Genomic DNA, 22210 nt, shown 5'->3' with positions numbered 1-22210 from the left:
CAAGGGGAGCCGCTCATGCAGCCAAATCCTAGCGAACACAGCCGCTACAATGGCCTCACCAGCCTCGAGCCGACGTTGCCTGCAAGCGCCTATCGGGAAGCCGACGCTTACCGGCTCGATCTCGAAGCGATCTAGTATCGGAGCTGGCTCATGGTTTGCCGCGAAGCCGATCTCGCGGGACCTCTTGCCTTTCGAACCGCGCGTATCGGCTCGCAGGAGGTCGTCGTGCTGCGCGACGAGACCGGGAGCTTGCGCGCCTTCCACAACACCTGCCGGCATCGCGGCTCGCAGCTCTGCCAGGAAAGCGAAGGGCGGCTGAAGGCAAGGCTGCTCACCTGCCCCTACCACGCCTGGACCTATTCGCTGCGCGGCGATCTCGTCCGTATCCCATCGAAATCGCTGCCCGAAGGCTTCGACAAGGACAATTATCCGCTCTACCGGGTGGCGCTGTCAGTGTGGCGCGGCTTCGTCTTCATCAATCTCGCAGTGGAGCCCGATGGCTCGGCGGAAGCCTCCTTCGACTCCGCCTCCCGCGATCTTTCGAACTGGCCGCTGGAGACGCTCGTCCCCGGGCACCGGCTCACCAAGGTGATGAACTGCAACTGGAAAATCTTCTGGGAGAACTTCAACGAATGCCTGCATTGCCCTGGCGTGCACAAGGACCTGTCGCGGCTGGTGCCGATCTATGGGCGCGGCCTGATCGCGAGGCATGACGATCCGGAATGGGCGCGCTATGCGGATAATGATGCGCCGGAGTTTTCCGGCGGCCTGCGCGCGGGCGCCGAGACCTGGTCGCGCGACGGACGCGTCCATGGACCGGTCTTTGCCGACCTGACGCCGGCCGAGCGAGCCGCCGGCCAGACCTACGCAACCTCGCTGCCCTCGATGTTCATCGTCGGCCATGTCGACTATGTCCGCACGGTGCGGTTGACCCCGCTCGGGCCCGAGCAAACGGAGCTCACCGCCGAATGGCTGTTCGCGCCCGATGCCCTGGCACAAACCGATATCGACAACATCGTCGCCTTCGGCACCCAGGTGCTGGAGGAGGACGCCGCGATCTGCGAGGTCAACCAGAAGGGCCTGCACTCGATCCGCCACCAGGCCGGCGTGCTGATGCCCGAGGAGTACGATTTGCGCCGCTTCCACGAGTGGGTGCGTGGGCGCCATGCGGCGTTGCAGCCGGTCAAAACGACTTCGGCAGATAGCGCCAAGTGAAGAAGCCGCAGAAGGCGGCCAACAGGCCGAGCGTGGCGAACACCGAGCCGAGACCGAAGAAGGTCAGCACCACCGAATAGACCAGCGGCGGCGTCAGCTCGGAAAAATCGAGATAGGTTCGATAGACAGCTGCCATCTGCGCCCTTTCATAGGAACGCACCGACCGCATGAAGGCGGTCGAGCCCAGCGCGTCGAGCGCGATGGTGAACAAGGCGCCGCCGAGCAGGAAGGCGGCGGTGAGCAGCGGCGCGGCGGCGCCGACGCCGCCGGCCGCGAAAAGCATCGCCGCCATGGCGAAATAGGCGAAAGCCATGGTCCGACGGCCGCCGAAGCGCTTTCCCGCCCTGCCCCAGAAGATCGCCATGAACAGAAGCGCATTGCCTGCCGAAACCAGCAGCCCGCCGGCAAGCTTGCCCTCGCCCGTGATCACCATGAACAGCGGGCCATAGACGAAGAAGGTCGTCCAGAAACACGAGCGGCCGAAGGCGATCAGCCACGCGAGGCGCAACCGCGGCTGCGCGACGAAGCGGCCGATATTGGCGAGCGGGTTGATCGGACGGCTCTTGCCGGGACGGATCGAAGGGTTGTCGCCCAGCCGATAGGTCCAGAACAACGCCAGCAGCGCCAGCGCGAAGGCCACGACCGCGCCGTGCGCGGCATAAATCCCGAAGCGCGTATAGAGGAAAATGCCGAGCGTCGGCCCGCCGGTCCAGGCGAACATCGACCAAGCCATGCGCAGCGATTCCGCCTGCATGAAGTCGGTCTTGCGGATGTGGTCCATGATGTAGAGGTTAAGTGTGATGGACAGCGCGCTCGCCCCCATGACACGGCACAGCATCCCGGCGAGTTGTCCCGGCAGCGTGTGGGTAACGAAGAACACCGAGCCGATCGCCAGCATCAGGCAGCCGCCCGTGTAGATCCAGCGCCGCGCGAAGCGGCGGATCAGCATCGGCATGAACAGCGTCACCGACAGCCCGAGCAGCGACACGATGGTGTAGAGGATCGAGACGATCTGCTCATTGTGCAGGATCTCGTAGGCTTGGATCGGGATGACGCTGGAGATGGTGGCGCGAGCAAAGGATTCGACCGCATAGAGCGAAGCGAAGGTGCGCGCATCCGCGGGCCTGAGAGCCGGAAGCCAGATCGGATGGCGCACATGGGTGGACATCGGCCCTCCGAAAAGTGAATCGCTCGCCAAATCTGGCCGGACCAGTAGCGGACCGGTAGCAGGAAACCGACTCCGAGAGGCCGAAAAGCGAAGCCGGCCAAAGGCTTTCCGCCGCTGGCCTAAAGCGGCTTGCCATGCCGCCGGAATGGCAGCAGCCGATCCACCCTCTGTTGTACGCCCGAACCGTGATAGTCGTTTGGCACGACTGAATCGGATTGCGAGATCAATGAGCCTTCAGACGACCGGCGACGCTGTTCAGGATGCGCCGAAACACGGCCGCATCGTCGCCATCGACGTCCTGCGCGGCATCGCGCTGATCGCGATGGCGAGCTATCATTTCACCTGGGATCTCGAAAACTTCGGCTACACCTCGCCGGGCCTCACCGCCTTTGGTTGGTGGAAGCTCTACGCCCGCTGCATCGCCTCGACTTTTCTGTTCCTGGTCGGTGTCAGCCTGTTCCTCGCACATGGCCGCCATATCCGTTGGCCTGGCTTCTGGAAGCGCTTTGCGATGGTTGCGATTGCGGCGATCGCCATCTCGGTCGTCACCTATATCGCCACGCCGGACGGCTTCATCTTCTTCGGCATCCTGCACGAGATCGCGCTGGCAAGCCTGCTCGGCCTGGCTTTTCTCAGGCTGCCGACATTGCTGACGGCGATCGTCGCCGTGGCCGTGATTGCGGCGCCCTATTATCTGCGGTCGGAAGTCTTCGACCATCCGGCGCTGTGGTGGGTCGGGCTGTCGCCGACCAACCCGCGCTCGAACGACTATGTGCCGCTGTTTCCATGGTTCGGCGCAGTGCTTGCCGGCATTGCGGTCGTCAAGCTCGCTTCGGCATCCGGGCTTCTCGCCCGGCTGGCGACCTGGATGCCCGGCCGCTGGTCGAACCCGCTGACTTTCATCGGCCGGCACAGCCTCGCCTTCTATCTCATCCACCAGCCGCTTCTGTTCGGCTCGGTGTGGCTGTTCTCGCAGGTCATGCCGGCGGCGCCACAAGACAAGGACGCTGGTTTCCTGTCGGCTTGCCAGGCGCAGTGCGAACAGCAGCGGGACAGCAAGTTCTGTTCCAGCTATTGTGGCTGCATGCTGGACACGCTGAAGGGCGAAGGGTCTCTCGACAAGCTCTACAGCAACGACCAGTCCAGCGCCTGGAAAGCGCATCTGGCCGATCTGGCGAGCACTTGCACCGCCGCGACCGAGGACGAAATGGAGGGAGGCCAGCAATGACCGGCATCGCAAAGCCCGGACACGGGATCATCCCCTGGCCGCCTGTGATCTATGTCGTCGCGATCGCACTGAGCGTCGTGCTCGGCATGCTCTACCCGCTGCCCTGGATCGGGGACATATTCGGCGCTATCCTCGTCGGCGCCGGCTGGGTAGCGCTCTTTGGCGTGGCGGCGCTCTGGGTTACCGCGATCCGCGCCATGGTGCGCGCCAGGACAACGCTCAATCCCAATGCCGAGCCCGACCATCTGGTGACATCGGGGCCCTTCGGCATCACCCGCAACCCAATGTATCTCGCCAACACGCTGCTGTTGATCGGCGTCTCCTTCATCACCGGCATCGTCTGGTTCCTGCTGTTCGCCTTCCTCGCCGCCTTCGCCACGCAGAAAATGGCGATCGAGAAGGAGGAAAAGATACTGGCGGCAAAGTTCGGCAAGAAATACCGCGATTACGCCAAGCGGGTCCGGCGCTGGATCTGAGGCTGTATCGACAATGAAGGTTGCTGGGTGCGAGCAGGCCCCGCACCTCTTTAGCAGAAGCATCCGCGACGAAGTTCGAAAGCTCCGGCCACCTCGAACGTCTGCGACAGTTAGCCTAGCTGAATTCTTTGGCTGTCCGCGGGCTACGTGTTGACACCCAGCTCCGCCAACCGCTCCACGCAGGACTCCTCGGCCTGGTCGAGCTCGGCAAGCGTCTCCTCGAGGTCGCGCCGTTTCTGGCGCAGGTCCTCGCGCTTTTCCTCGATGCGCTTGATCATCAGCTTGAGCTGGCCGACCTCGCCGGGCGGTTCCTTGTACATCTGGATGATTTCGCGGATTTCGGCGATCGAGAAGCCGAGCCGCTTGCCGCGCATGATCTGGCGGATCAGATGCCGGTCGGACGGGCGAAACAGCCGCGTGCGCCCGCGCCGGATCGGCTGCACCAGCCCCTCGTCCTCATAGAACCGCAACGTCCGGGTCGACACGTCGAATTCGCGCGTCAGCTCGGTGATCGTGTAATATTCCCGCATTCTCGCTCCCACGCCCAAACGTCCAAGCGTCGCCACGCAGAAGCGTCGCCCTTTCTCCAATCAACCCCGTCTGTGCCGGAATCGGCATCTGACCCTAGGGCAACGTCGCACGGCATTTACGTAAAAGTCAATTATAGCACTGTCTTAAGGAACGCCAAACCACCAAGTGGCCAATCCGAGGAAGGCAAAGAAGCCGACGCAGTCGGTGACCGTCGTGACGAAGACGGCGGAGGCTACCGCCGGGTCGATCTTGAAGCGGTCGAGCAGCAGCGGGATGAGAATGCCTGCCAGGGCCGCCGCGAACATGTTGATGATCATCGCCGCCGCGATAATGCCGCCCAGGTTGGGGTCGTGGAACCACAGTCCAGCAACCATGCCGATCAGCACCGCAAAGACGATGCCGTTGATGAAGCCCACTCCCACCTCACGGCGGATGATCCGGGCGGCGTTGTAGATGTCCAGATCCCTGGTCGCCAGCGCCCGCACCGTGACGGTCATTGTCTGCGAGCCGGCATTGCCGCCCATGCCGGCAACGATCGGCATCAGCACAGCGAGCGCCACGATATGCTCGATGGTCTGGTCGAACAGGCCAATCACCGAGGCCGCGAGAAACGCCGTGACCAGATTGACGAGCAGCCACGGCACACGCGATCGCGAGGTCGCAAGCACGGTGTCGGATAGCTCTTCGTCGCCGACGCCGCCCATGCGCAGAAGGTCCTCCTCTGCCTCCTGCTGGATGACGTCGACCACGTCGTCGATGGTGAGCACGCCGACCAGACGCTCGTTCTCGTCGACCACGGCGGCCGAGAGCAGGTCGTACTGCTCGAATTCCCGCGCCGCCTCTTCCTGGTCCATGGTGGCGGGGATTGCATGGCGCGTCTCATGCATCACCTCCTCGACCTTCACCGCGCGCTTGGTGCGCAGGATCTGGTCGAGATCGATGGCACCGAGCAGTTTGAAGCTCGGATCGATGACGAAGATCTGGCTGAAGCGATCGGGAAGGTTCTTGTCCTCGCGCATGTAGTCGATCGTCTGGCCGATGGTCCAGAACGGCGGCACGGCGACGAACTCGGTCTGCATGCGCCGGCCGGCCGTCTCTTCCGGATAGTCGAGCGCGCGCCGCAGCCGGATGCGCTCGGTGAACGGCAATTGCGACAGGATCTCGTCCTGGTCCTCCTGGTCGAGGTCTTCCAGGATGTAGACGGCGTCGTCGGAATCGAGTTCCTGCACCGCCTGCGCGATCTGTTCGTTGGGCAAATTGTCGACGATGTCGAGCCGGATCGCCTCGTCGACCTCGGTCAGCGCCGAAAAGTCGAAATCCGAGCCAAGCAATTCGACCAGCGCGCGGCGCTGCTCGGGATGGAGTGCTTCCAGCAGATCGCCGAGTTCCGACTGATGCAAGTCGTCGACTTCGCGTTTTAAGGTGAGCGTGTCGCGATCGGCGATGGCCGCGCCGATCTGCGTTAGGAAGGCAGAACGGACGGCGCCGTCCTCGCCATAGATGTCGGCGCCGCCTTCCTCGACGGTCCTGGCGCCGGTCGTCTCTCTGTCCTGGCCTTCCACCAGCGCCTCCCGCCAACAGCAATCCGGAAAGGGTGTGAATCAGGTCTAGAGCATGAGCCCGAAAAGTGGAAACCGCATTTCGGGAAATCCGATGCTTATGCGGCAGATAGGGTCAAGACACGATTCGTCTTGAGAAAATATAGCCGTAGCGCGCGGAATATTCAGAGAAATGTCCCCGCGACGCCTCCCGGTAAAGGCGGGTCGCGCCGCATTTGCGGGTTCAGCCGCCGCGACAGCGCATGTCGCTGCGGAAAGAGCGCCCTTTTGCTGTTGGGGCAGAATTGCCATGATGCAGGTCCAGGTGGACCGGCAAGCGCGAGATCGACAGGACAATCGGCAGGCCTTGAACCTCAAGTCCCGGAAAACGAACGAAGCAGTTGGCGAGCAGCGCGTGCGTGTTATCGTCGCCGAGCGCAATCCGCTTGTCGTGTCTGCGCTTCGCGAGATGCTGGAATGCGACGGGCGTTTCGAGCTGTTGAGCTCCGTGCCGAGCGGCAAGCAATTCCTGGAATTGGCGGCGAACACCAGGTTCGACGTCGCCGTCATCGGCTGGAAGCTCGCCGACATGGATGGCGCCGATGTCCTGGCGGAAGTCCAGAACCGCAAGCTCGACCTGCGCATCACGGTCTTTTCCAATGATCATGACATCGGCATCCTGAAGCAGTGCGTGCGGCTCGGCGCCCAGGGCTATTGCTTTCAGTTCGACGATCCCTCGATCATATTCGAGACGATCCTGGCGGTCGCGCATGGGCGCATCTGCATCCCTTACATCGACATCAACAAGGTCAACGATACGCCGCTGTCGCAACTCACCGTGCGTGAGCGCGAATTGCTTGCGGTGCTTTCCGACGGCTGGACCAATCTCCAGATCGCGACCCGCACCGGGATCTCCGAGAACACGGTGAAGTACCATCTCAAAAATCTTTACGACAAGCTTGACGTGCGCAACCGCGCCATGGCTGTCGCGCTCTATGCCAACGAGAAGCGACGCGGCTCCAAATCGCCATTCGGGTAGGCGGATCGGGTAGGCTCGACCTACCCGCGCGTGGCGACAACTTACCCGGCAAGGTGTTGTTGCTCGGCGCCATCGACACGAAACTTCCTCCAGCATCCCAAAACGCAGGAGGAGTTTGCGCATGGCCGGGTTTACCCATCTTTTCATCCCTGGACCCACCAACATTCCTGAAGAGGTCCGGCAGGCGATGAACCTGCCGATGGAAGACATGCGCGCCGCCTCCTTCCCCAATCTGACGCTGCCGCTGTTCGAGGACATCAAGAAGGTTTTCAAGAACGAGACCGGCCGCGTCTTCATCTATCCGTCGTCCGGCACCGGCGCCTGGGAAGCGGCGATGACCAACGTGCTCAACCCGGGCGACCGGGTGCTGATGTCGCGCTTCGGCCAGTTCTCGCATCTGTGGGTCGACATGGCCGAGCGCCTCGGCTTCGACGTCGACGTCATCGATTGCGAATGGGGAACCGGCGTCCCGCTCGACCTCTATGCCGAAAGGCTGCGGGCCGACAAGGCGCACCAGGTCAAGGCGGTCTTCTGCACGCAAAACGAGACCGCGACCGGCGTTACCAGCGACGTCGCTGGCTGCCGAGCGGTGCTCGATGCGGTGAACCACCCAGCGCTCCTCTTCGTCGACGGGGTCTCCTCGATCGGCTCGATCGACTTCCGTCAGGAGGAATGGCGCGTCGACTGCGCGGTAAGCGGCTCACAGAAAGGTTTCATGCTGCCCGCCGGCCTCGGCTTCCTGTCGGTCAGCAAGAAGGCGCTGGCGGCGTCGCGAGTCGCGACCCACCGGCGCTGCTACTTCTCCTTCGATGACATGATCCGCGCCAACGACGCCGGCTATTTCCCCTACACGCCCGCCACGCAGCTGCTGCGCGGCCTGCGCGCCTCGCTCGACCTGATCGCCGAGGAAGGGCTGGACAACATCTTCGCCCGCCACCATCGCCTCGCCGAAGGCGTGCGCAAGGCGGTCGACGCTTGGGGGTTGAAGCTGTGCTCCAAGGCGCCGCAATGGCACTCCGATACGGTGAGCGCGATCCTGGTGCCGGAAGGCATCGATAGTGGCGACGTGGTCAAGCGCGCCTACCGCACCTATCAGACATCGCTTGGTGGCGGCCTCAACAAGGTCTTCGGCAAGGTCTTCCGAATCGGCCATCTCGGCTGGCTGAACGAGGTGATGATCTGCGCTTCGCTGTCGGCGGCCGAAATGGCGCTGCTTGATTGCGGCGTGCGCCTAGCGCCGGGCTCGGGCGTGGCGGCTGCGATCGAGCATTTCCGGCGCACGGCCGCAATGCCGGTCGCCGAGGCGGCGTGAGGAACGGACGATGAGCCACACCATCAACCACCTCAAGAAGCTCAGGCTCCAGCGCAGCGAGCTGGCGGTTCCCGGCTCCAGCCCGGAAATGATCGACAAGGCGGCGAACAGCGCCGCCGACTTCGTCTTCCTCGATATCGAGGACGCGGTGGCGCCGCCCGACAAGGAGCGCGCGCGCAAGAACATCATCCAGGCGCTGAACGACATCGATTGGCGCGCCAAGGGCAAGACCGTATCGGTGCGCATCAACGGCCTCGACACCCACTACATGTACCGCGACGTGGTCGACGTCATGGAACAGGCCGGCGACCGGCTGGACACGATCCTGGTGCCGAAGGTCGGCGTGCCGGCGGACCTCTATATGGTCGAGGCCATGGTCAACCAGATCGAGATGGCCAAGGGTTTCAAGACCCGGGTCGGCCTCGAAGCGCTGATCGAAACCGCGCTCGGCATGGCCAATGTCGAGGCGATCGCCGCCACGCCCGGCCGGCTCGAAGCGATGCATTTCGGTGTCGCCGATTACGCCGCCAGCAACAAGGCGCGCACCGTCAACATCGGCGGCCTCAACCCTGACTATCCCGGCGATCAGTGGCATTTCGCCCTGTCGCGCATGACTGTCGCCTGCCGCGCCTATGGCTTGCGCGCCGTCGACGGACCGTTCGGCGATTTCTCCGACCCCGAAGGTTACACAGCAGCCGCCAGGCGCGCCGCCGCACTCGGCATCGAAGGCAAATGGGCGATCCATCCCTCGCAGATCGCTCTGGCCAACGACGTCTTCTCGCCGCCGGAAAAGGAGGTCACGCGCGCCCGCCGCATCCTTGAGGTGCTCAAGGAAGCGGAGGCGCTCGGCAAGGGCGCGGCGGCGCTCGACGGCAAGATGATCGACGCTGCCTCGGAACGCATGGCACGCAATGTTCTGGTGGTGAGCGAGGCGATCGAGCGCGCCAGCCAGACGCATAGCGCAGCGCATTAGATTACCGGGAGGACAAGATGGACATTCACGAATACCAGGCCAAGGAACTGCTCGCCCGCCACGGCGTGCATGTCCCGCGCGGCGGCCTTGCCTACAGCCCCGAGCAGGCGACCTACCGGGCGCGCGAGATCGGCGGCTCGAAATGGGTGCTGAAGGCGCAGGTCCATTCCGGCGCACGCGGCAAAGCCGGCGGCATCAAGCTCTGCTCCAACGACGAGGAGATCTCCAACGCCGCTGAGGGCATGCTCGGCCGCAAGCTGGTCACCCAGCAGACCGGCCCGCGCGGCAAGCTGATCTCGCGCCTCTATCTCGAGGAAGCCGTCGACATCGCGCAGGAGCTCTATCTCGGCTTCGTGCTCGACCGCAAGGAAGAGCGCGTCATGATCGTGGCATCGGCCGCCGGCGGCATGGAGATCGAGGACATCTCCGAAAAGAAGCCCGATTCCATCATCCGCGCCACCGTCGATCCGGGCGTCGGCATGCAGGGCTTCCAGGCGCGCGAGATCGCCTTCGGCCTCGGACTAGAAAGCAACCTGATCGGCAAGGCGACCGAGACCATCCTCGGCTGCTACCAGGTGTTCCGCGACTACGACGCTTCGATGCTGGAGATCAATCCGCTGGTGGTGACCCGCGACGGCAGTCTCGTCGCGCTCGACGCCAAGATGTCGTTCGACGAGAACGCGCTGTTCCGCCGCCCGGAAATCTCGGAACTGCGCGACAAGAGCCAGGAAGACCCGCGCGAGACTTTTGCGAGCGATCGCGGTCTCTCCTATGTCGGGCTGGACGGCAATATCGGCTGCATCATCAACGGCGCAGGCCTCGCCATGGCGACGATGGACATGATCAAGATCGCCGGCGGCGAGCCCGCCAATTTCCTCGACATCGGCGGCGGCGCCTCGCCCGAGCGGGTGGCGAAATCCTTCCGCGCCGTGCTCGGCGACAAGAATGTCGAGACCATCCTGGTCAACATCTTTGCCGGCATCAACCGCTGCGACTGGGTCGCCGAGGGCGTCATCAAGGCGATCCGCGAGGTCGGCGTCGACGTGCCGCTGGTGGTGCGCCTCTCCGGCACCAAGGTCGAGGAAGGACGCAAGATCCTGGCCGACTCCGGCGAGGCGGTGATCGTCGCCGATACGCTGGCCGAAGCCGCCGAAAAGGCCGTCGCCGCCTGGCGCGAAGCCACCAAGAACAAGAAAGCAGCCTGAGGGAGGTCGAGAAATGGCAATCCTGCTCAACCGCAGCACGCGCGTCATCGTCCAGGGTTTCACCGGCAAGATCGGCAGCTTCCACGCCGACGACATGAAGCGCTACGGCACAAAGCTGGTCGGCGGCGTCACCCCTGGCAAAGGCGGCCAGACGCATCTCGGCCTGCCCGTCTTCAACACCGTCAAGGGTGCCGTGCGCGAGACCCGCGCCGAGGCGAGCATCGTCTTCGTGCCGCCGCCCTTCGCCGCCGATTCGATCATGGAGGCGGCGGACGCCGGCATTAAGCTTTGCGTCTGCATCACCGACGGCATCCCCTCCCAGGACATGATGCAGGTGAAGCGCTACATGCGCCGATACCGCTTCGAAGACCGCATGCGGCTCGTCGGCCCGAACTGCGCCGGCGTCATCACGCCCGGACAGGCGCTGATGGGCATCATGCCCGGCAGCATCTATCTCCCCGGACGCGTCGGCATCGTCGGGCGCTCGGGCACGCTGGGCTACGAGGCCGCCTCGCAGATGAAGGCGTTGGGGATCGGTGTCTCGACCAGCGTCGGTATCGGCGGCGATCCGATCAATGGTTCGTCCTTCAAGGATATCCTTCAGCTCTTCGAGCGCGACGAGGACACTGACGCCGTGGTGATGATCGGCGAGATCGGCGGACCACAGGAAGCCGAAGCCGCGATCTGGGCGCGCGACAACATGCGAAAGCCGCTGATCGCCTACATCGCCGGGCTCTCGGCGCCGAAGGGCCGCCGCATGGGCCATGCCGGCGCCATCATCTCCGCCTTCGGCGAGTCGGCGCAGGAAAAGGTCGAGATCCTGAAAGACGCCGGCGTCGTCATCGTGCCGACGCCTGCCTCCTTCGGCGAGGTCGTGGCCGATACGCTGGCGCGGACCAAGAAGGCGGCGTGACGGCCCCCACGGCCGCACATTCCACAAAAAGGTGAAGTCTGGGCCGGCGCAAACGTCGCGGCGGCCATCGACCAGCAGGAAACTCGATGAAACCGCGTTTGATTGTCACCCGCAGATGGCCGGCCGCCGTCGAAGCGATCCTCGCCGAACGCTTCGACACGACGTTCAACGACAGCGACGAGCCGCTGAGCCCTGCCGCGATGACGTCCGCCTTCGCGCATTTCGACGCGATCCTGGCGACGGTCAGCGACCGCTTGCCGGTTGCGGTGTTCCCCGAGACCGCCGCCCGCACCCGCATCATCGCCAATTTCGGCGTCGGCTTCAGCCATATCGATGTCGCGGCGGCCCGCGACCGCGACATCGTGGTGACCAACACGCCTGGCGTGCTGACCGATTGCACCGCCGACCTTGCGCTTAGCCTGATGCTGGCCGTCGCGCGCCGGACCGGCGAGGGCGAGCGGCAGTTGCGCGCCGGCGAGTGGCGAGGCTGGTCGCCGACCCACATGGCCGGGGCAAAAGTGTCGGGCAAGACCTTGGGTATTGTCGGCATGGGGCGCATCGGCAAAGCGACGGCCAGGCGCGCGCATTTCGGCTTCGGCATGAAGATCGTATTCTTCAACCGGTCACCGGTCGATGATGACGAGACGCGCACTATGGGCGCGGAGCAGTTGCCGACTTTGGACGATGTGCTTACGGCATCCGATTTCGTCTCGCTGCACTGTCCGGGCGGCGCGGAAAACCGCCATCTCATCGATGCTCGAAGCCTGGGGTTGATGAAACGCGGCGCCTTCCTGATCAACACCGCGCGCGGCGACGTCGTCGACCAGGATGCCCTGATCGGTGCACTGCAACGGCGCGAGATCGCAGGTGCAGGTCTCGACGTCTTTGCCGACGAGCCCGCCGTTCCGGAAGCGCTGAAGCAGTTGGAGAACGTCGTGCTGTTGCCGCATCTCGGCAGCGCGACCGAGGAAACGCGGGTGGCGATGGGCATGAAGGTGGTGGAGAACCTGACCGCCTTCTTCGAAGGCCGCCCCGTCCCCGATCGGGTCGCCTGACAGCCGGCGCCGCCCTCCATTCAAGGCGCTGCTGCAGTTGCAATCGGTGCAGCCGAGGAAAGCGGTTTGGAACAGAGCAGACGCATCAAATTTCGCGAGGACGAGCGCAGCCTCCTGTTGCGCCTGCTGCTTCAGGTCGCAAGCGCTCGTGAGCCCGAGGTCGCCGCCGTACTGAGCGGGCGTCGGTCGCTTGTCTCGCTTGCCGCGGAACAACGCATCCCGGCGCTTCAGGCGAGCGGCGTGTGGTTCCAGTTGTTGACGATTGCCGACGAGTTGCTTGCCATGCGGGCGCGGCGCGAACTCGAACAAGGCGCGGGCGCCGACGAGGTGACCGGGTCCTTCGCCAGCGTGGTCGCGCAGATGGCGGCGAACGGCCGCTCGGCGGGGGAAGTCCAGGCCACGCTCGATGAGCTATGTGTCGGGCCGACCATGACCGCGCACCCCACGGAGGCCAAGCGCGTCACGGTGCTGGAGATCCATCGCCGCATCTATCGCAAGTTGACCGAGCTCGACCAGCCGCGCTGGGCGCCGCGCGAACGCGACCTGTTGGTCGCCGATCTGGAAAGCGAGATCGAGCTTCTGTGGATGACGGGCGAGCTGCGACTTGAGCGCCCGACGGTCGAGGGCGAAATCGCCTGGGGCCTGCACTTCTTTCGCGAAGTCATCTTCGAGGCAACGCCGCAGCTCTACGGCAAGCTTCAAGGCGCGTTCGAGCGTCACTATCCGGGAGAGCCGATCAGAATCCCCTCCTTCATGCGCTATGCCTCGTGGATCGGCGGCGACCGCGACGGCAATCCAAATGTGACGGCCGCAGTCACCGCTCATGCCCTGGCCGAATACCGCAATACCGCCATAAGCTGGTATCTGACGCAGGTGCAGCGGCTGGTGACGGTGCTCAGCGCCAGCTCCAACGTCATCGACCTGCCGCCGAGCTTCAAGCCGGTGCTGCAAGCCGCGCTTGACAAAAGCGGGCAGGCGCAAGCGATTGCCGCCCGCAACCCCGATGAACCGCTTCGCCAATTCGCTTCGGCCATGCTTGCCCGGCTGGCGGCGACGCGCGACGGCGGCACGGCGGCATATCTCTCGGCGGAAGCGTTTCGTGCCGATCTCAACGCACTGTCTTCCGTTCTCGAATCGATCGGTGGGCGCGCGGTCGCCAGGCGCTTCGTCCAGCCTCTCATCTGGCAAGCCGGAAGCTTCGGCTTCCGTACGGTCTCGCTCGACATCCGGCAGAACTCCGCGGTCGTCAACCGGGTGCTGGCCGAGCTGTTTGCGCTGACAGATCCGGCCGACCCGGTCTCACCCGGCACGCCGCGATGGTCGGCGCACCTCCGCTCAAGCCTCAGCCAGGGCGAGCAACCGGAGATCGACGCAGGCCGGCTCTCGCCTGAGGCGGCCGAACTGCTTTCGACATTCTCTGTCATCGCCAGGCACAATTCGGGCGCGGATGCCGACGCCGTTGGCTCGTTCGTGCTCAGCATGACCCGCTCGGCCGACGACCTGCTCGCGGTCTATCTGCTGGCGCAATATTGCGGACTTTCGACCGCCCCTGGTAGTAGCGGCACGATCAGGCTGCGCATCGTGCCATTGTTCGAGACCATCGCCGATCTGCAGGCCGCTCCTGCCGTCCTGAATGATTTGCTCGGTGTTTCGCTGGTGCGGCGGACTGTGCGCGATTTTGGCGCGCGCCAGGAAATCATGCTTGGCTATTCGGATTCCAACAAGGACGGCGGCTTCCTCGCCTCCAATTGGGAACTGGCGAAAGCACAAAAGCGCCTTGCCGCAATCGGGCGCAAGCACAAGGTCAGGATCAGTTTCTTTCACGGTCGCGGCGGCTCCGTCAGCCGTGGCGGCGCGCCGACCGGCCGGGCGATCGCGGCGCAGCCGGCGGGCACTGTCGCCGGCAGGATGCGGGTAACCGAGCAGGGCGAGGTCGTTTCTTCGAAATTCGCCAATCGCGGCACCGGCCTCAACCAGCTCGAGGTTCTCGCCGCCGGCGTTCTGGCCCACAGTGTCGGATCGCCCGCTGATGTCGGGCCGAAGGAAACGCCGGAGTTCGACGAAGCGCTCGAGGCTCTGGCGGGCATGTCGCAGGCATCCTATGCCCGGTTGATGGCCGAGCCCGGCTTCCTCGATTATTTCAACCAGGCGAGCCCCGTTGCGGAACTGGCGCTGCTGAAGATGGGCTCACGGCCGGATCGCCGTTTCGGCGCCAGCGGCATTGCCGACCTGCGCGCCATTCCATGGGTGTTCGCCTGGAGCCAGAACCGTCATCTGTTGACCGGCTGGTATGGCATCGGCAGCGCGCTGAACGCCTTTGTCACGGTGCGCGGCGAGGCCGGGCGCGAGCTTCTGGCCCGCATGTTCGAGCGCTCGCGCTTCTTCCGTCTGATCGTCGACGAGGCCGAGAAGACGCTCTACCAGTCCGACATGGAGATCGCGCAGCTCTACGCCGGCCTGGTAGCCGACGCCGATGCAGCTTGGCGAATCTACGGCCGCATCGGAGCCGAATACGAGCTGACGCGACGCCTGATCGGTGACCTCACCGGCGGCGATCTTTCCGCGCGCTTTCCGATGTTCAAGCGGCGTTTCGACAATCTGCGGCGACAGATGGACGACATCCACCGCCTGCAGGTCGATCTGCTGCGCGAGGTTCGGACCAGTCCCGGCACGGCGGATCGAAGGCGGACGACCGACGCCCTGCTCGTCTCGATCAATTGCATCTCGGCCGGCCTTGGCTGGACGGGATAGGCCCGGTTTTTTTCAGAACGGAAGGGCTTGAAACCCAAAGCGGCGGCGCGGTCCGCAGGATCTGGCGCCGCTTTTGTTTTGGCCCGCAGAACGTCGGACGCGCCGCCTCACGGGCTCATCCAAGCAGTGCCTTTTTGGGGGAGAATGGTGCGGTCGAGAAGACTCGAACTTCCACGGGTTGCCCCACAGCGACCTCAACGCTGCGCGTCTACCAATTCCGCCACGACCGCACGTGGTAGGAGCCGGAACCGTCCGGCCCGGGGCCTGTAGCAAATCGTTTCCGGCGAAACAAGGGTGCCGTGCGGAATATTCGCTAATGCATGTCGCCCAAAAGTGCGTGGCGGTTTTTGGGAGAACGACATGCTCAGACAAAGCTCCTGGCGCAATGCTCCACAGCCTCGACACGGGCCGGGCGAAACTGGACGTTTCAGCCAATTGCCGCCATATGAGGGGAGCATCGAGAAAGTTCCATGACAGAACGCAGCCAGATCGCCACGTCGTTCCTGCCCCTTCCCGGTTCGGCGCCGGTCGAGTGGGTCATCGAGCCCGGCCTGACGTCTTATCCCGACGCGCTCGCCTTCATGGAATCGCGCGCCGAGGCCATCCGCAATGGCGCTGCCGGCGAGATGGTCTGGCTGGTCGAGCATCCGCCGCTCTACACCGCCGGCACCAGCGCCCGTATCGAGGACCTCATCGACCCTGACCGCTTTCCGGTCTTTGCCGCGGGACGCGGCGGCGAATACACCTATCACGGCCCCGGCCAGCGCGTCGCCTATGTCATGCTCGACTTGAAGCGCCGGCGCGAGGATGTTCGCGCCTTCGTTGCCGCGCTCGAAGAGTGGATCATCGGCACGCTTGCCGCCTTCAACGTGCGTGGCGAGCGCCGCGAGGATCGCGTCGGCGTCTGGGTGGTGCGGCCGGATCGGCCTGCCCTGCCTGACGGCACGCCCGCCGAGGACAAGATCGCCGCAATCGGCATCAGGCTCAGGCGCTGGGTGAGCTTTCACGGCATTGCCATCAATGTCGAGCCGGAGCTTTCCCACTTCGGCGGCATCGTGCCCTGCGGCGTTTCGGACCATGGCGTGACCAGCCTCGTCGATCTCGGCCTTCCGGTCACCATGGCCGATCTCGATCTCGCGCTGAAATCCGCCTTCGAGGACGTGTTCGGGCCTGCCGCGGCCCCGGTCGCCGAGCCGGCCCGAAAGGCAGGGTAATCCGGCGCGGCTACATCAGTTGCGCGGAGGCCCAGAGCACGCCATAGCCGTGAATGGAAAAGACCGCCAGCAGCGCGCCGGCCATGGCCAGGCGATCGAAGGCGTGGATCGGCTTCAGCTCGTGACGCGGTTTCACGCCGCTGCCGACCGTGAGCAGGCTGAGGACCGAGAACACCGCGCCGGCGACGAGCAGGAAGCTGGGCGAGAAGCCGGCGCGCCAGCCGAGCGCCAGCAAGGCGAACAGCAGCAGGAAGGAGGCAAGCGCCAGCGCGATCGGGCCCGGGCAGATTTGGCGCAGCACCTGGCCGCCGTCGAACTTCCACACCGGCACCAGATTGGCGATGTTGAACAGCGACGTGCAGCCGGCAAGCGTCGCCAGCAGCACTGCCGCCGGGTGGTGTCCTTCGCTGCCGGCAAGGCCGCTGGCGGCGATCAGCAGAGGCACAAGGAAAGCGGAGAAGCCCGCACCCATCAGCGCCACGAAGGCGACCTCGAAGCGGCTGTCATAGGGCCTGCCGCCCATGGCGATACCGCCGAGCAACGGAATGAAGATCATGCGCACCCGGCGATGCCCCGTCAGGCGGAATGCCGCCATGTGGCCAAGCTCGTGCAGCGCCACCACCGAAGTTAGGATGACAGCCAGCGCCAGTCCCCCGAGGTTGAGGCCGAAGAACGGCCACAGGATGAAGGCCGAAAGCACGGCAAAGCCTATCTGGCTCACCGGATGCTCGAACCAGCCGCCCCTGCGATACGTTCCGGTTCTCGCCCAGACCTGCAACTTGGCGAGCTCGCGGCGCATGGCGAAGTAGCGGAAGATCAGGAAGGCGACGCCGCGATAGCGGTCGGTTTGCGTGAGCGTAACGCGCGTCGCATCGCCTTCGGGCGCGAGCGCGGTGGTTTCGCGATAGTCGGCCCAGAACGAGGGATCGAGAGCCGTGTCCTCAACGACGCGCATCGAGAAACGGCTGCCTTCCACCACATCGTCGAACCGCGCCTTGCGTTCGATCGGCCGCCCGTCGCGCCCTTCCCATGACAGCTTGATCGACGTCGTCCCCTCGCCGTCCATGGGTTCGGCAGAGAGGATTTCACCGGACCAGCCGGCGTCGCTGCCGAACGGCCACAGCGCCTGCCAGAGGCGATTCCGGTCAGCCTCGATCACGCGGCTGACCGTAACCGTGCGCAGCCCGAGCGGCACCGTCATCAAGAGAAAGATCAGTCCGAGATTTCCGGCCACGAGTGTGACCGTGGCGATGACCGACACTGCCCTTGCTCCCTGTCTTTGCGAGCCAAGCTAGCGGGGGTGCGGCCAAGAAAAGCTTAACAACGGGCGGGCTCCTGCCCGTCCCAAACAGAGAGCGGACCCTTCGTTCGCCCAGGGAGGCGGCCGCCAGCCGCCTGCTCACATGGCGCCAATCCAGATCGCCATGGAAATGAGAAAGGTGCTCATGCAGACCAGCGAGACGACATCCTGAACCAGATCGGCCATAACTCTCTCCTGTTGTTAATATGTTCGCAATTTGTTCTAATTTTGTTCGAATGTCAACGATCAGCCGAGAGGCATGCTGGCGAATTCAGGCGATCCGTTTGCGCACGGTTAAGGAAAGGTTGACGAGACGATAGGCTCTTTTTGAGCGCGCGGAGGGCAAGTCGAGATCAGGCCGAGCCGAGGATAGTAAGTTCCGAGAACCGGAGACGGCGGTACTGTACGCGCAAGAAACTGCGGTCGACAGGCCGGGCCCCAGCCTAATATCGGCTTGCCTTAAAGCGGCACCACTTTGCCCTCTGCCAGCGTCACCCGCCGGTCCATGCGCCCGGCGAGCTCGTGATTGTGAGTGGCGATCAGCGCCGCCAGCCCCGACTGCCTGACCAGCGCCTCCAGCGCATCGAACACGTAAGAGGCGGTGGCCGGGTCGAGATTGCCGGTAGGTTCGTCGGCCAGCAGCACCAGCGGCGCGTTGGCGACCGCGCGCGCGATCGCCACGCGCTGCTGCTCGCCGCCGGATAGCTCGGCCGGCCGGTGCTGCGCCCGCTTGCCGATCTGCATGTAGTCGAGAAGCTGCGCCGCCCGCTCGGATGCCTCCTTGCGGCCGAGCCCCTTGATCAGCTGCGGCATCATGATGTTTTCGAGCGCGGAGAACTCCGGCAGCAGATGATGAAACTGGTAGACGAAGCCGACATCGTTGCGGCGGATAGCCGTGCGCTCGTCATCCGACAGCCGGCCGCAGGCGCGGCCGCTGAGGATCACGTCGCCGGCGTCCGGCCGCTCGAGCAGCCCCGCCGTATGCAGCAGCGTCGACTTGCCGGTGCCCGACGGCGCCACCAGCGCCACCATCTCGCCACGCCTGAGCGAGAAGTCAGCGCCGTTCAGAATGGTCAGCTTGCGCGGCCCCTGGACATAGTGCCGCTCGACGCCCTTCAGCTCGATAATGGCTTCGGCCATCACTCGTACCTCAAGGCTTCGACCGGATCGAGCCGGGCTGCCCGCCAGGCCGGAAACACCGTGGCCAGGAAAGACAGGGTGAGCGCCATGATGACGACATAGGTGGTCTCGCGCGGGTCCATTTTCGCAGGCAACTGGCTGAGGAAATAGAGCTCGGGATTGAACAGGATCCTGCCGGTCATCCAGGAGAAGAACTGGCGGATCGATTCGATGTTGAGGCAGATGACGACGCCGAGCAGCACGCCGGCGATGGTGCCGGTGACCCCGATCGCAGCCCCGGTCATCAGGAAAATGCGCAGGATCGCGCCGCGCGACGCGCCCATGGTGCGCAGGATCGCGATGTCGTGGCCCTTGTCCTTCACCAGCATGATGAGGCCGGAGATGATGTTGAGTGCCGCCACCAGCACGATCAGCGTGAGAATCATGAACATGACGTTGCGCTCGACCTGCAGCGCCGAGAAGAAGGTCTCGTTGCGCTGGCGCCAGTCGACGAGGTCGACCGGCCGCTGCGCCGCCTGCTCGACCAACGGCTTCAGCGCATCCACATTGTCCGGATTGTCGACATAGATCTCGATGGTCTGCGCCCGTCCGTCCATGTTGAAATAGAGCTGCGCTTCCGAAAACGGCATGTAGACGATCGAGCTGTCATATTCCGACATGCCGACCTCGAAGATCGCCGCCACCTTGTAGCCCTTCATGCGCGGCGTGGTGCCAAGCGGGGTAACGTCGCCTTCGGGTGAGATCAGCGTGATGGTGTCGCCGAGCACCAGCCCGAGATTCTCGGCCATGCGCTTGCCGATCGCCACGCCATCGCCGGTGTCGAAACCGTCGAGCGTGCCCTGCTTGATGTTGCTGGACACAATCGAGATCTTGTTGAGATCCTCGGCGCGAATGCCGCGCACCAGCGCGCCGGTGCCGCCGCCGACATTGCCTTGCGCCAGCACCTGCCCGTCGATCAGCGGGATGGCGTATTTGACGCCGGCAACGCCGTTGATGCGGCTCGCCACCTGCGCATAGTCCTCCAGCGGCGAATCGAGCGGCTGCACGATCAGATGGCCGTTGACGCCGAGGATGCGGGTGAGCAGCTCGGCGCGAAAACCGTTCATCACCGCCATGACGACGATCAGCGTGGCGACGCCCAGCATGATGCCGAGGAACGAGATCGAGGCGATGACCGAGATCACCGTCTCCTTGCGCCGCGAACGCAGGTAGCGCCACGCCACCATGCGCTCGAAGCCTGAAAAGGCGCCTGCCGGCGATCGAGCTGCAGCCGCCTCGCCCATCAGGCGATACCCAGGCGTTTCTGGGCCTCCGCAATCGGCAGCGTCTCGCGCTCGCCGCTCCGGCGGTTCTTGATCTCGACCTCGCCGCTAGCCACCCCGCGCGGTCCGACGATCACCTGCCAGGGCAGACCGATCAGGTCGGCGGTTGCGAACTTGCCGCCCGGCCGCTGGTCGGTGTCGTCATAAAGCACGTCCTTGCCGGCCGAGGTCAGCGCTGCGTAGAACCCGTCGCAGACGCGGTCGCATTCGGCGTCGCCGACCTTCATGTTGATCAGACCGATATCGAACGGCGCGACCGCTTCCGGCCAAATGATGCCGTTCTCGTCATGGCTCGCCTCGATGATCGCCGCGACCAGCCGCGACGGGCCGATGCCGTAGGAACCGCCCGAAGCATAATGGTCCTTGCCATCGGGACCGGTGACCTTCGCGTTCATCGGCTTCGAATACTTCTCGCCGAAATGGAAGATATGGCCGACCTCGATGCCGCGCGCTGAGAGCCTCTCGCCTTCGGGCACCTTCTCCCATGCCGCTTCGTCATGCATCTCGTCGGTGGCGGCGTAAGGAGTCGTCCATTTCGTAACGATGCCGGCGATCTCGGCATCGTTGGAGAAGTTCGTGTCCGCGCCGGGCACGTCGAGCGACAGATAGGCGCGATCGCAGAACACCTGGCTCTCGCCGGTCTCGGCTAGGATGATGAACTCGTGGCTGAGGTCGCCGCCGATCGGGCCGGTGTCGGCGCGCATCGGAATGGCCTGCAGGCCCATGCGCGTGAACGTCCTCAAGTATGAGACGAACATGCGGTTATAGGCGGCTCTGGCGCCTTCAAAATCGAGATCGAAGGAGTAAGCGTCCTTCATCAGGAACTCGCGCGAGCGCATCACGCCGAAGCGGGGCCGCACCTCGTCGCGGAACTTCCACTGGATGTGATAGAGGTTGAGCGGCAGGTCCTTGTAGGACTTGACGTAGGCGCGGAAGATCTCGGTGACCATTTCCTCATTGGTCGGACCATAGAGCATGTCGCGGTCCTGCCGGTCCTTGATGCGCAGCATCTCCTTGCCGTAGTCATTGTAACGGCCGCTCTCGCGCCACAGATCCGCCGACTGGATGGTCGGCATCAGGATTTCCAGCGCGCCGGCTCGATTCTGCTCCTCGCGGATGATCTGGCAGACCTTGTCCAGCACGCGCTTGCCGAGCGGCAGCCAGGAGAAGCTGCCCTGCCCCTGCTGGCGGATCATGCCGGCGCGCAGCATCAGCCGATGCGAGACGATTTCGGCCTCACGGGGGTTTTCTTTCAGAATGGGCAGGAAGTAGCGCGACAAACGCATGGAGTGGTCCGTTGAATGAAAAAATGGCGGCGCGGGAATCGGCGCAACCGAGGCTGCTTGCCCGGGCTTCATAGCCATTTCATGACCGAATGGAAACCCGAGCGCTCCAAAGTGTTGCGGCGTTCTGCGCATGATCAAAAGGCCCGTTTTGGCCACCCAAGTGCCGCATCTGGCCTTTTGATCGATTCACAAGCAAGCCCTGCCCCACTATTGTGCAGTGCAGCACGATATTGCCTATTTGGGGGCAAAATTCTTCGTGACATTTTCACCTGCCTTGGTCTAGTGTGCGCCGATAACCGAGAGGGCGGAGAAAAATCTGCTCTCCTACGCGGTCAAAGTCTTGGGAGGATGCGATCTAGGCGCGGTTACTCGCTGCCGCCGGACACCGGAAACAGATCGGACGCGTTTAAATTGCAAGGCCTCGTGCCTTGCATTTTTTTTGTGCAATCATCTGCTTAGCACCACGACCTGCCAAACAGCATTATGCTGCGTCAGCCCTTGAAATCGGAAGCCGGCTTCCGATTTCAACCAGCACGGGCGCGGG

General features: G+C 64.1%; 18 protein-coding genes and 1 tRNA gene. 11 read left to right on the top strand and 8 right to left on the bottom strand.

Features of this window, described 5'->3' with window-relative positions:
* Positions 1-150: 150 nt before the first annotated feature.
* Positions 151-1215, top strand: coding sequence for an aromatic ring-hydroxylating dioxygenase subunit alpha (locus CK215_RS00370; protein WP_245418574.1), 1065 nt, complete (start codon positions 151-153; stop codon positions 1213-1215).
* Here the strand turns inward: CK215_RS00370 and CK215_RS00365 are convergent.
* Entirely contained in the window at positions 1184-2383 is a 1200-nt protein-coding gene (locus tag CK215_RS00365) for an MFS transporter (RefSeq protein WP_095778521.1), read from the bottom strand. The genes CK215_RS00370 and CK215_RS00365 overlap by 32 nt on opposite strands.
* 226 nt (positions 2384-2609) lie before the next feature.
* Between CK215_RS00365 and CK215_RS00360 the strand changes: the two genes are divergently transcribed.
* Together CK215_RS00360 and CK215_RS00355 are read left to right on the top strand one after the other, a co-directional pair.
* Positions 2610-3611, top strand: a complete 1002-nt coding sequence (locus CK215_RS00360) for a DUF1624 domain-containing protein (RefSeq protein ID WP_095778522.1) — start codon at positions 2610-2612, stop codon at positions 3609-3611.
* The gene (locus CK215_RS00355; protein WP_067329213.1) at positions 3608-4087 is read left to right on the top strand and encodes an isoprenylcysteine carboxylmethyltransferase family protein; all 480 of its coding nucleotides are present in this window, start codon (positions 3608-3610) and stop codon (positions 4085-4087) included. The genes CK215_RS00360 and CK215_RS00355 overlap by 4 nt, the downstream gene beginning before the upstream one ends.
* Before the next feature lie 143 nt (positions 4088-4230).
* Here the strand turns inward: CK215_RS00355 and CK215_RS00350 are convergent, their stop codons facing one another.
* The gene (locus tag CK215_RS00350) at positions 4231-4617 is read right to left on the bottom strand and encodes a MerR family DNA-binding transcriptional regulator (protein ID WP_040969921.1); all 387 of its coding nucleotides are present in this window, start codon (positions 4615-4617) and stop codon (positions 4231-4233) included.
* 144 nt (positions 4618-4761) lie between these two features.
* Positions 4762-6180, bottom strand: a complete 1419-nt coding sequence (mgtE, locus tag CK215_RS00345) for a magnesium transporter (protein WP_095829787.1) — start codon at positions 6178-6180, stop codon at positions 4762-4764.
* 391 nt (positions 6181-6571) lie between these two features.
* On the opposite strand from mgtE, the gene CK215_RS00340 reads away from it, so the two are divergent.
* The 7 genes from CK215_RS00340 (at position 6572) to CK215_RS00310 (ending at position 15404) form a co-directional block, all read left to right on the top strand.
* Positions 6572-7195 carry a response regulator transcription factor gene (locus CK215_RS00340; RefSeq protein ID WP_095830138.1) on the top strand — a complete coding sequence of 208 codons (624 nt, stop codon included), beginning with the start codon at positions 6572-6574 and terminating at the stop codon, positions 7193-7195.
* 121 nt (positions 7196-7316) lie between these two features.
* Positions 7317-8507 (top strand): aminotransferase class V-fold PLP-dependent enzyme, encoded by a 1191-nt coding sequence (locus CK215_RS00335; protein ID WP_095829786.1) that lies wholly within the window; start codon positions 7317-7319, stop codon positions 8505-8507.
* 10 nt (positions 8508-8517) lie between these two features.
* The gene (locus CK215_RS00330; protein WP_067001213.1) at positions 8518-9480 is read left to right on the top strand and encodes a CoA ester lyase; all 963 of its coding nucleotides are present in this window, start codon (positions 8518-8520) and stop codon (positions 9478-9480) included.
* A gap of 17 nt (positions 9481-9497) precedes the next feature.
* A complete protein-coding gene (locus CK215_RS00325; protein WP_067001218.1) occupies positions 9498-10685 on the top strand; it encodes a malate--CoA ligase subunit beta in 1188 nt (395 codons plus the stop codon).
* Positions 10686-10698: 13 nt separating this feature from the next.
* Complete coding sequence (gene sucD / locus CK215_RS00320; protein WP_067001220.1) at positions 10699-11598, top strand: succinate--CoA ligase subunit alpha; 900 nt, start codon at positions 10699-10701, stop codon at positions 11596-11598.
* Positions 11599-11684: 86 nt separating this feature from the next.
* Positions 11685-12653, top strand: coding sequence for a D-glycerate dehydrogenase (locus CK215_RS00315; protein WP_095829785.1), 969 nt, complete (start codon positions 11685-11687; stop codon positions 12651-12653).
* A gap of 66 nt (positions 12654-12719) precedes the next feature.
* The gene (locus tag CK215_RS00310) at positions 12720-15404 is read left to right on the top strand and encodes a phosphoenolpyruvate carboxylase (protein ID WP_095829784.1); all 2685 of its coding nucleotides are present in this window, start codon (positions 12720-12722) and stop codon (positions 15402-15404) included.
* 145 nt (positions 15405-15549) lie between these two features.
* On the opposite strand, the gene CK215_RS00305 is transcribed toward CK215_RS00310, so the two are convergent.
* Positions 15550-15634: transfer RNA gene (locus CK215_RS00305), tRNA-Leu, on the bottom strand.
* Positions 15635-15874: 240 nt separating this feature from the next.
* On the opposite strand from CK215_RS00305, the gene lipB reads away from it, so the two are divergent.
* Positions 15875-16618: a lipoyl(octanoyl) transferase LipB gene (gene lipB / locus CK215_RS00300; RefSeq protein ID WP_095780840.1), complete on the top strand. Its 744-nt coding sequence runs from the start codon at positions 15875-15877 to the stop codon at positions 16616-16618.
* Between the two features lie 10 nt (positions 16619-16628).
* Here lipB and CK215_RS00295 read toward each other — a convergent pair whose 3' ends face one another.
* The 4 genes from CK215_RS00295 to proS form a co-directional block, all read right to left on the bottom strand.
* A complete protein-coding gene (locus CK215_RS00295) occupies positions 16629-17879 on the bottom strand; it encodes an SRPBCC family protein (RefSeq protein ID WP_095829783.1) in 1251 nt (416 codons plus the stop codon).
* A gap of 498 nt (positions 17880-18377) precedes the next feature.
* The gene (locus CK215_RS00290) at positions 18378-19061 is read right to left on the bottom strand and encodes an ABC transporter ATP-binding protein (RefSeq protein ID WP_170950186.1); all 684 of its coding nucleotides are present in this window, start codon (positions 19059-19061) and stop codon (positions 18378-18380) included.
* A complete protein-coding gene (locus CK215_RS00285) occupies positions 19058-20341 on the bottom strand; it encodes a lipoprotein-releasing ABC transporter permease subunit (RefSeq protein WP_067001237.1) in 1284 nt (427 codons plus the stop codon). The genes CK215_RS00290 and CK215_RS00285 overlap by 4 nt, the downstream gene beginning before the upstream one ends.
* A complete protein-coding gene (proS, locus tag CK215_RS00280) occupies positions 20341-21666 on the bottom strand; it encodes a proline--tRNA ligase (RefSeq protein ID WP_095829782.1) in 1326 nt (441 codons plus the stop codon). The genes CK215_RS00285 and proS overlap by 1 nt, the downstream gene beginning before the upstream one ends.
* Positions 21667-22210 lie beyond the last annotated feature (544 nt).

The sequence above is a fragment of the Mesorhizobium sp. WSM3864 genome (assembly GCF_002294955.1).
In the GTDB taxonomy this organism is placed as follows: Bacteria; Pseudomonadota; Alphaproteobacteria; order Rhizobiales; family Rhizobiaceae; genus Mesorhizobium.
The sequence above is the reverse complement of the archived record's forward strand: the minus strand, read 5'-3'. Positions and strand labels throughout refer to the sequence as shown.

What these genes read in the sequence shown, in the direction of transcription:
- CK215_RS00370 (WP_245418574.1), top strand. Translation starts at nt 151, where the DNA reads ATGGTTTGCCGCGAAGCCGATCTCGCGGGACCTCTTGCCTTTCGAACC.
- CK215_RS00365 (WP_095778521.1), bottom strand. Translation starts at nt 2,383, where the DNA reads ATGTCCACCCATGTGCGCCATCCGATCTGGCTTCCGGCTCTCAGGCCC.
- CK215_RS00360 (WP_095778522.1), top strand. Translation starts at nt 2,610, where the DNA reads ATGAGCCTTCAGACGACCGGCGACGCTGTTCAGGATGCGCCGAAACAC.
- CK215_RS00355 (WP_067329213.1), top strand. Translation starts at nt 3,608, where the DNA reads ATGACCGGCATCGCAAAGCCCGGACACGGGATCATCCCCTGGCCGCCT.
- CK215_RS00350 (WP_040969921.1), bottom strand. Translation starts at nt 4,617, where the DNA reads ATGCGGGAATATTACACGATCACCGAGCTGACGCGCGAATTCGACGTG.
- CK215_RS00335 (WP_095829786.1), top strand. Translation starts at nt 7,317, where the DNA reads ATGGCCGGGTTTACCCATCTTTTCATCCCTGGACCCACCAACATTCCT.
- CK215_RS00330 (WP_067001213.1), top strand. Translation starts at nt 8,518, where the DNA reads ATGAGCCACACCATCAACCACCTCAAGAAGCTCAGGCTCCAGCGCAGC.
- CK215_RS00325 (WP_067001218.1), top strand. Translation starts at nt 9,498, where the DNA reads ATGGACATTCACGAATACCAGGCCAAGGAACTGCTCGCCCGCCACGGC.
- sucD (WP_067001220.1), top strand. Translation starts at nt 10,699, where the DNA reads ATGGCAATCCTGCTCAACCGCAGCACGCGCGTCATCGTCCAGGGTTTC.
- CK215_RS00315 (WP_095829785.1), top strand. Translation starts at nt 11,685, where the DNA reads ATGAAACCGCGTTTGATTGTCACCCGCAGATGGCCGGCCGCCGTCGAA.
- lipB (WP_095780840.1), top strand. Translation starts at nt 15,875, where the DNA reads ATGACAGAACGCAGCCAGATCGCCACGTCGTTCCTGCCCCTTCCCGGT.
- CK215_RS00285 (WP_067001237.1), bottom strand. Translation starts at nt 20,341, where the DNA reads ATGGGCGAGGCGGCTGCAGCTCGATCGCCGGCAGGCGCCTTTTCAGGC.
- proS (WP_095829782.1), bottom strand. Translation starts at nt 21,666, where the DNA reads ATGCGTTTGTCGCGCTACTTCCTGCCCATTCTGAAAGAAAACCCCCGT.